12 protein-coding genes, 1 other RNA gene and 1 pseudogene are annotated in these 13,434 nt (G+C 47.0%); 9 read left to right on the top strand and 5 right to left on the bottom strand.

From position 1 onward, the window contains the following. Positions 1-60: 60 nt before the first annotated feature. Positions 61-990 (top strand): DUF1002 domain-containing protein, encoded by a 930-nt coding sequence (locus tag AF331_RS04445; RefSeq protein ID WP_053426945.1) that lies wholly within the window; start codon positions 61-63, stop codon positions 988-990. Between the two features lie 1,461 nt (positions 991-2,451). On the opposite strand, the gene AF331_RS04450 is transcribed toward AF331_RS04445, so the two are convergent. From AF331_RS04450 to AF331_RS04460, 3 genes are all read right to left on the bottom strand, one after another. Continuing rightward, entirely contained in the window at positions 2,452-3,855 is a 1,404-nt protein-coding gene (locus AF331_RS04450; RefSeq protein WP_053426946.1) for a sensor histidine kinase, read from the bottom strand. Beyond that, positions 3,852-4,538, bottom strand: a complete 687-nt coding sequence (locus AF331_RS04455) for a response regulator transcription factor (RefSeq protein ID WP_053426947.1) — start codon at positions 4,536-4,538, stop codon at positions 3,852-3,854. Before AF331_RS04455 ends, AF331_RS04450 begins: the two co-directional genes overlap by 4 nt. Positions 4,539-4,656: 118 nt before the next feature. After that, the gene (locus AF331_RS04460) at positions 4,657-4,911 is read right to left on the bottom strand and encodes a hypothetical protein (protein WP_152915536.1); all 255 of its coding nucleotides are present in this window, start codon (positions 4,909-4,911) and stop codon (positions 4,657-4,659) included. Between the two features lie 85 nt (positions 4,912-4,996). Between AF331_RS04460 and AF331_RS04465 the strand changes: the two genes are divergently transcribed. Together AF331_RS04465 and AF331_RS04470 are read left to right on the top strand one after the other, a co-directional pair. Next, positions 4,997-5,923: an NAD(P)-dependent oxidoreductase gene (locus tag AF331_RS04465; protein WP_082346858.1), complete on the top strand. Its 927-nt coding sequence runs from the start codon at positions 4,997-4,999 to the stop codon at positions 5,921-5,923. Between the two features lie 63 nt (positions 5,924-5,986). Further along, on the top strand, positions 5,987-6,511 hold the full coding sequence (locus tag AF331_RS04470) for a type 1 glutamine amidotransferase domain-containing protein (protein ID WP_053426950.1): 525 nt from the start codon (positions 5,987-5,989) through the stop codon (positions 6,509-6,511). A gap of 20 nt (positions 6,512-6,531) precedes the next feature. Here AF331_RS04470 and AF331_RS04475 read toward each other — a convergent pair whose 3' ends face one another. After that, positions 6,532-6,822: a phage holin family protein gene (locus AF331_RS04475; RefSeq protein ID WP_053427782.1), complete on the bottom strand. Its 291-nt coding sequence runs from the start codon at positions 6,820-6,822 to the stop codon at positions 6,532-6,534. A gap of 177 nt (positions 6,823-6,999) precedes the next feature. On the opposite strand from AF331_RS04475, the gene AF331_RS04480 reads away from it, so the two are divergent. The 3 genes and pseudogenes from AF331_RS04480 (at position 7,000) to AF331_RS04485 (ending at position 8,912) form a co-directional block, all read left to right on the top strand. Further along, positions 7,000-7,437, top strand: coding sequence for a peptidylprolyl isomerase (locus AF331_RS04480; RefSeq protein WP_048003744.1), 438 nt, complete (start codon positions 7,000-7,002; stop codon positions 7,435-7,437). 48 nt (positions 7,438-7,485) lie between these two features. Beyond that, positions 7,486-7,673, top strand: a non-coding RNA gene (gene ssrS, locus AF331_RS21750) — 6S RNA. A 165-nt stretch (positions 7,674-7,838) separates the two neighbouring features. Then, positions 7,839-8,912: pseudogene (locus AF331_RS04485) on the top strand (metallophosphoesterase family protein). Positions 8,913-9,074: 162 nt separating this feature from the next. Here AF331_RS04485 and AF331_RS04490 read toward each other — a convergent pair. Beyond that, the gene (locus tag AF331_RS04490; protein ID WP_048003742.1) at positions 9,075-9,371 is read right to left on the bottom strand and encodes a DUF948 domain-containing protein; all 297 of its coding nucleotides are present in this window, start codon (positions 9,369-9,371) and stop codon (positions 9,075-9,077) included. Between the two features lie 147 nt (positions 9,372-9,518). Here AF331_RS04490 and AF331_RS04495 point away from each other — a divergent pair, with 147 nt between their 5' ends. The 3 genes from AF331_RS04495 (at position 9,519) to AF331_RS04505 (ending at position 13,410) form a co-directional block, all read left to right on the top strand. Beyond that, complete coding sequence (locus AF331_RS04495) at positions 9,519-10,304, top strand: HAD family hydrolase (protein WP_053426951.1); 786 nt, start codon at positions 9,519-9,521, stop codon at positions 10,302-10,304. 25 nt (positions 10,305-10,329) lie between these two features. Continuing rightward, positions 10,330-10,767: a CoxG family protein gene (locus tag AF331_RS04500; RefSeq protein ID WP_053426952.1), complete on the top strand. Its 438-nt coding sequence runs from the start codon at positions 10,330-10,332 to the stop codon at positions 10,765-10,767. A gap of 84 nt (positions 10,768-10,851) precedes the next feature. Next, a complete protein-coding gene (locus AF331_RS04505; protein ID WP_053426953.1) occupies positions 10,852-13,410 on the top strand; it encodes a helicase-related protein in 2,559 nt (852 codons plus the stop codon). The last annotated feature ends 24 nt before the right edge of the window (positions 13,411-13,434 follow it).

Raw genomic sequence — 13,434 nt, forward strand, 5'->3', positions numbered from 1 at the left:
CACCCATGCACAAGGGGGAGGCATGGAGTGACGGAGCGAAATGACAAGAGGAGAATGAGCATGAAAAAGAAATTTATAATGTTTGTAACAGCCGCCCTGATGATGACAACGGTACAGACGAGTGCATTTGCTTCCGATAATTCCAAAGACAAAGATAGTATTAACGAGAAATTCGGTGTGCCCATCGTTGTGTACGGTGAAACACTGACAGCCGACCAGAAAAAAGAGGTTCAGCGGGAACTAGGGATCGATGCTGACACAGATGTGGAGGAGTTTGTCGCCAACGGAGACGATCTTGTCAAGTACATCGAAGGGGAAAACCGCAATGCCCGTATGTTTTCTTCTGCAAAGATCACAAGGGTTGAAAAAGGTGAAGGCCTCAATGTGGAAATCGTCACTCCATCCAACATCACCGAGGTGACGGATACGATGTATGCCAATGCCCTGTTAACCGCCGGGGTAGAGAATGCTGTCGTCGAAGTCGCATCTCCAGTGAAAGTCAGCGGTCATTCTGCCCTGGTAGGTATCTATAAGGCCTACGATGAGAGCGGTGAAGAGCTAGACACCGTCCGCATGGAGGTGGCCAACGAAGAACTGAATGTCGCAACTGAAATCGCAAAGGATTCTGGTGTGGATAAAGAAGAGATCAGTCAGCTCCTGACCGAAATCAAAAAAGAAATCGCGGAGCAGAACCCTGCGACAAAAGAAGAAGTGGAGCAGATTGTCGAGGAAAAGCTGAAAACATTGAAAATCGAGTTATCACCCGAGGATCGTCAACTTCTCATCGATCTGTTTGAAAAGATGCGTTCCCTTGATATCGATTTTGATAATGTCCAGCAGCAGCTTGAGGATCTGACGAAGGACATCCAGTCCAAGATCAAGGATATTGTGCAGGATGAAGGACTCGGGCAGAAGATATCCGACTTCTTCACCGGACTGATTGAAGCCATCGGGAACTTCTTCAAGTCCATTAAAGGTTGGTTCAGCTGATCCTTTTCTCACCTGTAGAAGAATGAAGAACATGGCCAAATCAATTTTTGATTTGGCCATGTTTTTTCATTTGTCATTGATGAATGTTTCATGCATGATCCCCTAGGAAAAGATGTGTGCAGACGTTATTCAGTGGCAATCTTTTTGCAGGGGGAGGAATGGATATGAAAAGGGATGTAGAAAAAGGGGCGGGCTGTTCCTAGGAAACGTAGAGTGAGATTTGATGGGGGAATCTATGAATAAGGTCATGCAACAGGCAAAGACTTCTTTACAAATGGAAGGTTAGATTATAGAAGGTCAGCACTCAGGACTGGTTCGAAAGGTATTGGAAGGTGCGTTGTCTGAAGAAGAGTTCGCTAAAGCTGTATTAAGTGTAGTTCGAAATAAGTCGTAAGTGCGTTGCTTATTTGTAAACATAATGTATGGATTTTTTAAGTGGGGGATCAAGCATGTTGTTTCCTTTTGATTAGGGATGGAGGGGAGAAGGGGTCGTTCCGTTTCGCTGCGGCCACCCGCTTTCCATGGGGCGTGCGGTGAGCCGCTTCGGCAAGCCTGCAGGGTCTCACCCTGCCCGCTTTTCCCATAGGAGTCGGGTGGCCTCCGCTACACTGCACTGAGTGCTTTTTAAGACGTGGTAGCTAATGTTAATGAGAAAGATCATTTCATTATGATGATAAGTAGAGGTAGCAATACTGTTTATCATGTCAGGCTAAAGTTCAAATGAATGACTCTATAGTCAGATCGAATATCACCTTGATTAAAACCACAGAGTGAATTGAAGCGGAGGGCGCTTGACTCCAGCGGAAAAGGAGGAGTGGCGAGACCCCGCATGCACGAGGAGGCTTGCCGCCCTCCCCGCAGGAAAGCAAAGCGCCTGCAGCGAAAAGGAGCGCTCCTATGCCTTTTGCACACGTGTGAAGAACAAGTATCGCTACTGCGAGCCAATAAGACCAATGCATAACTTAAAAACCGGACGCCATGAGTGCCGAATGTCTGGATCCTTGTCAATTACCACTCATATCGGCATTAAAACCACAGAGTGGATTGAAGCGGAGGGCGCTTGACTCCAGCGGAAAAGGAGGAGTGGGGAGACCCCGCAGGCACGAGGAGGCTTGCCGCCCTCCCCGCAGGAAAGCAAGCGCCTGCAGCGGAAAGGAACGGACCTATACCTTTATATATTAATGTAGAATAAACCATTTAAACAGAGAAAATATCACTCAAAACAGACTGTGTTTTTTAACGTACCGATATAGAAAAGCCGTCACCTTACCGATCGACATGTTTGAATCCCTGTTCATAAACACCATAGCCCCAAGGACACCATAGAACAGAATTCAAAAAACAAGCTGCCGGATACCGGCAGCTTGTTGGATTTAAGAAACATAGTGTTTTTCGCTAAATCCAGGCATTTTATCAGTCTATCCTTTTCGAACGAACATGTTCAATGGCGAGCCATTAAATTCAAAGCTTCAATAAAGGAATCTTCACCGTCACCGTTGTCCCCACACCTTCCTCACTCTCTATTTGCAGAGAGCCGCCGTGTCGGTGAAGAATCTCTTTGGCAATCGAGAGGCCGAGACCATAGCCTCCGGAGTTTCGCGTGCGTGAGAGGTCGGAACGATAGAATCGCTCCCCGATTCTCGGAATCGAGGATGATGGGATGCCGATTCCATGATCACGTATGGTGATGAGGGCTTCATCTCCTTGCCTCGACGAGCGCAGGATGATTTTTCCTTGAGGTTTTGAGTACTTAATGGCATTGTCCAATACATTATAGACAACCTGACGGATCCGATCGGGATCTCCATTGATGATCGTTTCTTCGTCCAAAGATTTCTCCAGTACAAGATCCTTCTCGCGTGCATGGGGCTGGACCAGAGAAAGTGTGTCGGACAGCAGCTCTGAGAGGACAATCGGTTCGAATTCCAGGTGAGAGGATGAATCCTCCAATTTATTGAGTTCGAGAAGCTCATTGATCAGCTTCTGCATCCGGATGCTTTCTTTCTGGATCAATTTTAAGCTTTCCTCCGCATCGTCCGGATCCGTATGGACTTTATCCATGAGAACAGCCGTATATCCTCCGATATAGGTGAGGGGGGTCCTGAGCTCGTGTGCAACATTCGATAAGAACTGTCTTTTCCGCTCTTCTTGGTTTTCAAGGGAGTCGACCATATGATTGAAGGTCCGCCCGAGTTCGCTCATTTCATCATTCCTCGACACATCGAGTCTTTGGGAGAAGTCCCCGTTTGCGACCCTGTTGGAGAATGCTTTCATCTCTTTGACTGGTTTGAAAAGCGACCCGAGCGTCGACTGGATGATAACAAACAAGAGGAAATAGAACATTGTTCCTGCCAACACGAGAATCGGGATCCCTTTTTGGAACACTTCAGTCATCTCGGCCAAAGGGATATAGATGTAGATATAGCCCATATGACGTTCTTCATTCATGAGGGGGAACACTGCCCCGACGATATCCCGATCAAATTCCTTTACGTACCCTTCTTTCATGATATGCTGTCCCTGATCAAGAAGAGCCGTATCTTCCTTGGATAGGAGGGGCTCACCATCTACCTTATAGGGGAAGTTCTCCTTTAATTCATGGAGGCTGTCCACCACATCGACTTTATAGGGGGAGATGACGTTGTACCAGAGGATCTTATCTTTGATATCCCCACTCACTTCTCCGTAGTGATAATGAGCCGTCGTCCGTTCCCCTTGATAGAGGATCGATTCCTTCATCGTCCCGATATACAGGTCCTTATAAAGAAAATGCATGAAAAGGAAGGAAAACAGAATGGTGAAAAGGAGACTAAGAAGGAGAAGCATGGAAACCTTTTTATTCAGTGTCCAAGAGCGCTTTTTCAAGGCCTTGCCTCGAATTTATACCCCAGACCCCAAACGGTTTTGATCAGCATTCCATGGTCCTTCAGCTTTAATCTCAGTGTCTTGATGTGGGTGTCCACGGTCCTGTCGCTTCCCTCATAATCACTGCCCCAGATTTTGTCGAGAAGCTGATCCCGTTTGTAGACGCGGTCTTCATTGCGGGCGAGGTACAAAAAGAGCTCATATTCTTTGAGAGTGAGACGGGGGGATAGTTCTTCCACCGTGACGGTTCTGGATGCCAGATTGAAGGAGACGGGACCATAGGTTTCCGACATGGCATGATTGTTCACCTTCAGGCCGTATGACCTCCTGAGGATACCTTCCACCCTTGCCAGAAGTTCTTCTGCATGGAAGGGCTTGACCATATAGTCGTCTCCGCCGAGCTTCAGTCCCTTCACTTTATCCATATCGTCCCCTTTGGCAGAAAGGAAGATGAAAGGAACCTCGCTCGTCTTCCGTACCTCTGCAAGGAGTTCATATCCGTCCATAAAAGGCATCATGATGTCGACGATCATCATATCGATGGGATTCTCCTTCAGAAGCGAAAGCGCCTCGATTCCATTTTCTGCTTCAAAGCAATCATAGTGTTCTTTATGTAAATAAAGCTTAATCAGTTTTCTCATCGGTGCCTCATCGTCCACGATAAGGATCTTCCATCGTTTCATCAAACATCTCTCCTTATGGCACATTCCTACTTACCCATTATAAGACAAATTGGTGAAACTTTTATGTGTATCGGGCTGAAAGATGAAAAAATCCCCGGGGGTTTGCCCCGGGGATGCTTCAATGCTGTTTGGTTTCGTTAAAATATTGTACAGACGTCATCGCGCCTTCACTCACCATCTTGTTGTCCTCGACATTCTGAGGGTGAGGGACCCCGCCTTTGTCAACGATGTCGCGGCTCTTCTTTTTGATCTTCGTGACGATTCCGTGCCTGATGTTATGAAGCTGATTCCGTTTTTCTTTGGATGAAAGCAGCCATCCGATGGATCCTGCCGTCACGGTTGCTCCTACGAGAAATGTTTTATTGATTTTCATCATCGATCTCCTCCTTGGGGTTTATCTTGTTTGGGGTATCTTTTCCCCTGACTCATAAAGTTAAACGTCAGCCATGGACAAAAGCATGGTTTTGAAAGAAAATATTAGCAGGAACAGTGAAGGGAGAGATAAAAGGATGGAGATAAAAAATCAAAAGATCGGGTTCATCGGAACAGGCGTTATGGGAAAAAGCATGGCACGCCATCTGCTGAAAGCAGGCTATGAGGTGCTGATTTATACAAGAACGCGTTCCAAGGCAGACGATCTCCTCGAGGAAGGTGCAGTCTGGGTGGAAAACCCAGCAGGGGTCGCCAAGGAAGCCGACATTGTGATGACCATGGTAGGGTATCCCTCCGATGTGGAGGAGCTTTATCTCGGGAAAGGAGCCATCCTTGAAAACATGAAGGAAGGAACCATTGCCATCGATTTCACCACCTCTTCACCAAAGCTTGCTGAGACCATTTTCATGGAAGCGAAAACACGTGGTATACATAGTTTGGACGCACCCGTGTCCGGTGGTGATATCGGTGCCCAAAATGGCAGCTTATCCATCATGGTGGGAGGAGATGAGGAAACGTTTGAATCCGTACGGCCGATTTTTGAAATCCTGGGATCGAATGTGGTCCTCCAAGGTAAGGCTGGTGCGGGTCAGCACACGAAAATGTGCAACCAGATCACCATCGCCTCGAATATGATCGGGGTGAGCGAAGCATTGTTGTACGCAAAAAAATCGGGACTCGACCCCGATAAGGTCCTCAGTAGCATCACGACCGGTGCAGCAGGCAGCTGGTCTCTGAGCAACCTTGTTCCCCGGATGATAAAGGGTGACTTTGCCCCAGGCTTCTATGTAAAGCATTTTATTAAGGATTTGAAGATAGCCCTTGATTCTGCTTCTGAAATGGACATGCGCACACCAGGACTGGAGCTTGCTCTAAGCCTTTATGAGGAACTGGCTGCACTTGGTGAAGGTGATAGCGGGACACAGGCCTTGATCAAAGTCCTTGAGCGCTGAAGTTGCAACAATGAACGGAATGATCGACAATGTACATGAAACTATTTTTAGTGAGGTGTTACGATGAGTTTGACAGGTAAGCAAGTGCTACAGCTTGTAAGCGACGACTTTGAAGATCTGGAATTATGGTATCCTGTCCTTCGTTTAAGGGAAGAAGGGGCAGTCGTCCATATTGCCGGAGAGGAAAAAAACAAAACGTATACAGGTAAGTACGGCGTCCCAATCACATCGGACCACAGTTTCCATGAAGTGGATGCTGATGAGTATGACGCCATCCTTGTCCCGGGAGGCTGGTCTCCTGATAAGCTAAGAAGATACGACTCCATCCTTTCGCTGATTAAAGAAATGGATCAATCAAAGAAACCGATCGGACAGATCTGTCACGCTGGTTGGGTCCTTATATCCGCTAAGATCCTGGAAGGTGTGAACGTCACCAGTACCCCTGGAATCAAGGATGATATGGAGAATGCTGGTGCCAAGTGGTTCGATGAGCCCGTAGTCGTTGATGGACACATCATCTCAAGTAGACGTCCACCGGATCTTCCCGACTATATGAGGGAGTTCATAGGGGTCCTTCAAAAAAAATAGAGTGCGATGCACTCTGATAATCATTTCTTTTCTCTCCGTCCGCGATCCGCGACCCTGGAGAAAAAGGTTTGTTTGAATGACTGATGTGTGGTGATGGCTGCACCAGTTGCAATGAACCCGTTGGCAATGCCGTTGAAGTCAAACCCGAGCTTCCAGCCGCTGGCGAGCACCCCGCATAAGAGGAGGATCCAGATGATCAACCAGTCCTCCACATGCGGGGTCTTTTTTAATGCAAATCCGAGAACCCATAAGGCAGGCACCAATATGGTTAGCTGAGGGTCAATCGAAATTCCCCTTAATAATTCCTCCATCATCCAGCATCTCTCCCTCAATCAGAGTTGTCCTTTTTTCTAAGGATATTCACCAACCAGGGAGATTCATGCCCACTATCTGAACGTTTCTTGGAATCCAACGGACACTGGAAGTGACATGCCTTCCCCGGAATGGTATGATATAGCTTGATCACTTGAAAAAAGGAGCTGTTAATAATGGCGAAAAAAGGATACATACAATTTCAGACAGGTGAAAAAATCGAATTCGATCTTTTCCCGAATGAAGCACCAGGTACAGTGGAGAACTTCGAAAAGCTTGCGAAAGAAGGATTTTATGACGGTTTGACTTTCCACCGTGTGATTCCCGGTTTCGTAAGTCAAGGAGGATGCCCGAACGGCACAGGTACCGGTGGTCCTGGATATACCATCAAATGCGAAACAGAAGGCAACCCTCATAAGCATGAGGCCGGATCTCTTTCTATGGCACATGCTGGAAAAGACACAGGTGGAAGCCAATTCTTCATCGTCCATGAGCCTCAGCCGCATCTGAACGGTGTTCACACTGTATTCGGTAAAGTAACGTCTGGACTTGAAATCGCAAAAGCGATGAGAAACGGTGACGTAATGGAGAAAGTAGAAGTCTTCGACGCGTAATCAGGCACAAGGGTTGAAATAAATCCGGCGTTGTTGTATCATACTATCTACAGGCTGCGTTGTACGTAACCATAACGAAGTTTTAACCTTTAAGCTGTAATAGGGAGTTTTATATCGAAGTCGGAATGCCATGCCTCCACGATAGAGGACGGCAGGAAACCTTCTGCAAACACCCACTTTGAGGAGTGGTGGTTTAAAACTTTCTTATAATCCGTTACGGCAACTGTGGCTCTTAACACACACATGAAAGCCAGTCTCTCAGGAGGCTGGCTTTTTATGTATGTGCGTATTGGACTTTTAAAAGCAATCCATCATCTCCGTTCTTCAGACATACATAGAAAAGTCGATAATGGCCATATACGGTCGGAACGCTACCAATAATGCTATGGAGGATGTCCCGTATGGAAAAAATTAAGAAATTCAGTATCCCTGATAAGTCCAGAGTGATCGTCATTGGTGATATCCACGGGGAACTCGATCTTTTGAAGGAATTAGTGCAAAAAGTACATGTTCAATGAGACGATCGGTTGTTGTTCATCGGAGATCTATGCGAAAAGGGACCCGACAGCAGCGGCGTGGTGGATTACATCATGGAACTTTCAGTTAAGAGCCCGAACGTACACGTGCTAGAGGGGAATTGTGATACATTGGTGGACGATTTGATGGAATTGAATCCAGATTTGATAGGGTACTTGAATCGTCGAGAAAAATCCCTCTTTCATGAGTGGATGATAAAAGAAGACATGACGTTTTCTGAGGGTACGGGGATAGAAGAAATGAAAAATGTCCTGGTGAATAGCTTCAGTAAGCAGATCGAGTGGCTTTCAGGACTTCCCACCGCCATCGAAAGCGAACGGTATCTATTTGTACATGCAGGGATTGACCCAGGGGAAGAGTGGCATGAAACGAGCCGGATGGAGGCATTGACGAAGAGGGCGTTCATGGAAGGGTCTCACTGTGCCGGTAAACAGGTCATCGTTGGACATTGGCCTGTGGTCAATTACATTGAAAATGGCTTCTCCCATGCACCATTAATCAACCACGACAAGAAAATGATCTCCATCGATGGCGGTTGTGCCGTGAAATCGTCCGGACAATTGAATGCACTGATCATCGAATCAGGAGCATACTCCTTCATGTATGTCGATCATCTTCCTGATTTCGAGGTTAAAGGTGATTATATGCCGCACAATCAAGAAGCGGCCGGCATCACGTTCCCGGATTATGAGATCGAACGGTTGGAAGTGGCAGAGGATTTCAGCCGATGCATGCATAAAAAGACAGAAAGAATGTTCTGGGTTAAAAATGAATACATAGAGGATGATGGTCATAACGTGAAGGACGATGTGTCATGCACCTTGCTTCCTGTAACAAGCGGTGAAAGGGTGCAGTTGGTCGATGGAGGATGTACAGGATTTGATTTGGTGAAAAAAGAAGGCAGGGTGGGGTGGATTCCCAAGGGGTTACTCAAGTAAAGGTGCCCCTCCTGTCCGTACATGGTTAAGTGTCCCGCAACAAGCGAATGTCCAGGAGGGGCATCTCAACTATACCAGAGGCAAACCGATCGTTCAAATATATCATAATAATATTATGTAAACAAAATAAATCAAAACGAAATCCCTCACAAGAGGAGGGATTCAAGCCTTCATATTTTTAAACAACGATTTGATGGAGCGTGGAAGATCCTTTGCTTCTTCAACTGTCATCGTGATGCTATCCTTCTTGAACTCGATATCCTTCTGGATTTCCTGTTGGGTGGCCTGAAGCTGGGACGATTCGTCTGTCAATTTATTCATTCTTCCCTGGATGCTTTCCACCTGTTCATTCATACGATTGATGACCGGTTTAGTCGTTTTTAACGTTCGGACAATGGATACGCCGAGCATGATGATGGCAATCACCACGATGGCGATGCTGATATAAACAATCCACATGTCGATTCCTCCTTCTTACGGATATGTATACTTACTATGTTCCCTTTTTCACTTTAAAAAAACGCACGCTCGTGATTATTATAGACGAATGTGGCGTCTCCTTGTAATCTTAAGAGTATAAAACAAAGTGGAGAGAAGGGATGAGTTTTGTTAAAAGCAATTTTTTTCGATTTGGATGACACGTTATTATGGGATGCTAAAAGCATTTCCGAAGCATTTGGTGCCACATGCCGGTATGCAGCAACTCAGGTGAAAGTGGATGCTGATGAGCTGGAATCTTCTGTGAGGGCTTCTGCTAGGGAGCTTTATGCCTCGTATGATACATATGAATTCACACAAATGATCGGGATCAACCCATTCGAAGGTCTTTGGGGTGATTTTTTCGACGAGCATGACGAAAATTTCACCAAGCTTAGCCGGATTGCCCCGGGCTATCGTGAAGAAGCCTGGAAAAATGGACTGGAACGAGAAGGTGTGAGGGTGGAGGGTCTAGGAGAAGAACTTGCCGAACGCTTTAGGGAAGAACGCAAGAAGCATCCTTTTGTATACGATGAAACATTCGATGTACTCGAGAAGGTGAAAGATTCGTATGAACTGATCCTTTTGACAAACGGATCACCCCATCTCCAGCATACCAAGCTTGAACTGACGCCTGAATTGGTCCCATACTTCAAGGAAATCATCGTTTCAGGGGCAGTCGGGAAAGGAAAGCCGGAGCCTGAGATGTTTGAAATCGCACTCGAGAAAGTCGGGATAGCAAAGGAAGAAGCCATCATGGTAGGCGATAATCTGAATACAGATATAAAAGGTGCCAATCAATGTGGGATCAGGACCGTTTGGATCAATCATCATCAAAAGAAGCCTGAATTGGTTACTCCGACTTATGAGATTGATCGTTTGGCCGGTCTCATTCCACTGCTCGATCGTCTTTGATTAGACACTGCAAGGAGGTAGCGTTTTGGTCAAAAGTAGCTGTTCCCTGCTTGTTCATGCGCCCATCGAAGCCGTATGGGATTTCATATCCGAGTTGGAAGAATGGGCTCCCCTCGTCTCAGGGTATATAGGACACAGGCGTTTTGCACGCGATCACGTAGAATGGAAGATGAAGATCCCTTATGGCATCATAAAAAAAACGGTCACGGCGGAGGTCAGGGTGACGGAATGGATCCCGCCGGAGAAAATCAGCTTCGCTCTGGAAGATGCCAAAGGATCTTTCGTAGGATGTGGTGAATTCACGGCAAAAGCAGACGCGGAGGGGACCATCATGAACGGATGGCTGTCCATGAATCCGAAAGGCTCCCGAAAGTGGGTTCCGGACAGGATATTCGAAGGAATCATGGAAGAAATGATCGTGTCGTTGTCACATGCCATCAAAATCAGGTTGGAACAAAACTAAGCCCGCTGGATTGCGGGCTTTTTGTGCTGCATCCAACTATGATAAACTAAAGATTCTTAGAATAATATGATTGGGGAATACAGCATGCAAAAGCTTCAGGACGTAAGGGAAGAAGCCATAAATGAAACGAAACAAAAAATAGATGAAGATATCATGCGCTACATGCAGGAGAGAAAAAGCTGCCCGACATTCGATGACTATGTAACAGATAGGAGGTCTTTCTTTCATCAGGTGTGGATCAATACGTGGTTGAATAGGGTAACCAATGACCTCATGCTCAGCCATAAAAAGGCCTTTCTCCGCAGCCGGGGAATCGAACTGAACGGTATGGAGAAAAAATGGGTCAATCAGCTTTTCCGGAACGAGATAAGGGAGATAGACCCATTCGATGGAGAAGCTTGGTTAAAAGAGACAGTCAAGGCCGGTCAGGAGTGGAGGGACCGTTTCGATGCAGTCAAAGATCAACAGAAGGAAGATCATGCCCGTATAAAGCGCTCCACGCTCCAAAAGGAAATCAGAAGGGATATCCTTCAGTGGGTGGAAGACCAGGTTCGGAAAAAGGAGCTTGCATGGTACGCAGAGCTTCGCTACCTCATGGCGCAGAAGGTTGCAGGTGACATCGGAAATAAGAAAAAGTTCATCCTTGAGGAAGATCAGCTAAGAGAAGAGGGTGCATTCCATTCTTCACACTATCCTTTACTGGAGGATTTCATGGGAGAATTCACGGGATCCCTCAATAAAAAAAGTGAGCATTGGGACCGGGATGCCTGGGAGTATGAAACGTATCTGGCGCCTTATGAGCGATTCAGTTCCTATCATGCCGATCAGCTGATCATGAATTCAATGCTTGAAGCCCTATCGGAAGACCATCTCGAACGCTACCTGGAAGCCTTCGGTCAGCCTTTGAATATGGAAAGGCTGAGCAGGATGAATCACCCGTTATTCTTGTCAATCATGAACACCTGGTTTAATTGGCTAGGTGAAGAAAAGGTAGAACGCCTTCTTGAGATTGCGGAAGAACCTTGGGATCCTGAAGTCCAGCTGATTAGCTTGACAGCAGATATGGAAGAGAGAGAAGAGCGCGAACGGGAAGAAAGGGAAGAACAGGAGAGGAAACAGCGGGAAGAGGAGGCCATGATGGAGTCCATTTTTGGACGGGAGTACAGTGCCCCTGGTAAGAGCAATATCCGCTATATCCTGCATCTCGGTGAAACGAATACAGGCAAAACCCACACGGCACTGGAAAGCATGAAAAAAGCCCGGAGCGGCATGTATCTTGCACCTTTGCGACTTCTTGCCCTGGAGGTTTACGATAAATTGAATCGTGAGGGAATCCCATGCAATCTGAAAACGGGTGAAGAAGAGAAAGTGACTGTTGGTGCCCTTCATAGTGCCAGTACCGTGGAAATGTTCCATGAGAAGGATCACTATGATGTGGTTGTGATCGATGAAGCCCAGATGATTTCCGATCAGGACAGGGGCTACGCATGGTATCGGGCCATTACCAAATCCAGGGCGAAGGAAGTCCATATCATTGGCAGTACCAATGTGGAAGAACTGTTATTCCGTTTGCTCAGCGAGGAGGATGTTACGGTCCATCACTATAAACGAGAGATTCCCCTGCAAGTGGAAGCAAAGGAATTCAAGCTTCGAAGCGCGAAAAAAGGAGATGCGATCGTCTGTTTTTCAAGGAAAAAGGTTCTGGAGACAGCCTCGAGGCTTCAGTCCGGCGGACATAAGGTGAGTATGATCTATGGAAGCATGCCGCCTGAAACCCGCAAAAAGCAAATGATGCAATTCATAGAAGGGAAGACGAAACTGATTGTCTCAACGGATGCCATCGGAATGGGTCTCAATCTTCCCATCCGGAGGATCATATTCCTTGAAACGGAGAAATTCGATGGGACCAGGAGAAGACGGCTGTCTTCACAGGAAGTCAAACAGATCGCCGGCCGAGCAGGACGGAAGGGGCTTTATGAGGTGGGGAAGGTTTCATTCAGCAGGCACGTCAAAGCGATGGAAAAACTCCTTCATCAGGAAGACCGCCCCCTCAATCGCTTTGCCGTTGCACCCACCTCTTCGGTCTTTGAACGGTTCCAGCGCTACAGTAATCACTTGGGGACCTTCTTCGAGCTTTGGGATCGATTCCAGTCTCCTGAAGGAACCGAGAAGGCTTCATTGATTGAGGAAAAAGAGCTGTATGAACGAATCGAGGGATCAGATATCGAAGCCAGGCTTTCCCTGGACGACCTATACGGTTTCCTTCACCTTCCTTTCAGCAAAAAGGAGGATCGCCTGATCACACAGTGGCTCCAATGCATGCATGCCATCATCGATGGTGAGGAGCTCCCGGAACCGGTCATCAGGACACGAAATTTGGAACAACAGGAACTATCCTATAAATCAGTTGGCCTACACCTCCTCTTTCTCTATCGTCTTGGCCGCCAGACAGAAGCGGCCTATTGGGAGCGGGTCAGGGAAGAGATAGCAGATGGCGTGCATGATTCCCTTTCAGACGAGGTTCAATCCTACAGCCGCACGTGCAGGAGCTGCGGGAAGAAGCTGCCGCCTGAATTCGGCTTTTCCATCTGTGACCGCTGTCATGGCAACAGGTCGAAACGAAAAAGAAGACGACTGAGCTGATGATGGGTATTGTGACTCAAAATA

The sequence above is a fragment of the Rossellomorea marisflavi genome, assembly GCF_001274775.1.
Lineage (GTDB): Bacteria > Bacillota > Bacilli > Bacillales > Bacillaceae_B > Rossellomorea > Rossellomorea marisflavi.

Excerpts from the sequence above, each read along its gene's own strand:
- AF331_RS04445 (WP_053426945.1), top strand. The coding sequence starts at position 61 with ATGAAAAAGAAATTTATAATGTTTGTAACAGCCGCCCTGATGATGACA.
- AF331_RS04455 (WP_053426947.1), bottom strand. The coding sequence starts at position 4,538 with ATGAAACGATGGAAGATCCTTATCGTGGACGATGAGGCACCGATGAGA.
- AF331_RS04460 (WP_152915536.1), bottom strand. The coding sequence starts at position 4,911 with ATGAAAATCAATAAAACATTTCTCGTAGGAGCAACCGTGACGGCAGGA.
- AF331_RS04465 (WP_082346858.1), top strand. The coding sequence starts at position 4,997 with ATGGTTTTGAAAGAAAATATTAGCAGGAACAGTGAAGGGAGAGATAAA.
- AF331_RS04470 (WP_053426950.1), top strand. The coding sequence starts at position 5,987 with ATGAGTTTGACAGGTAAGCAAGTGCTACAGCTTGTAAGCGACGACTTT.
- AF331_RS04475 (WP_053427782.1), bottom strand. The coding sequence starts at position 6,822 with ATGGAGGAATTATTAAGGGGAATTTCGATTGACCCTCAGCTAACCATA.
- AF331_RS04480 (WP_048003744.1), top strand. The coding sequence starts at position 7,000 with ATGGCGAAAAAAGGATACATACAATTTCAGACAGGTGAAAAAATCGAA.
- AF331_RS04490 (WP_048003742.1), bottom strand. The coding sequence starts at position 9,371 with ATGTGGATTGTTTATATCAGCATCGCCATCGTGGTGATTGCCATCATC.
- AF331_RS04505 (WP_053426953.1), top strand. The coding sequence starts at position 10,852 with ATGCAAAAGCTTCAGGACGTAAGGGAAGAAGCCATAAATGAAACGAAA.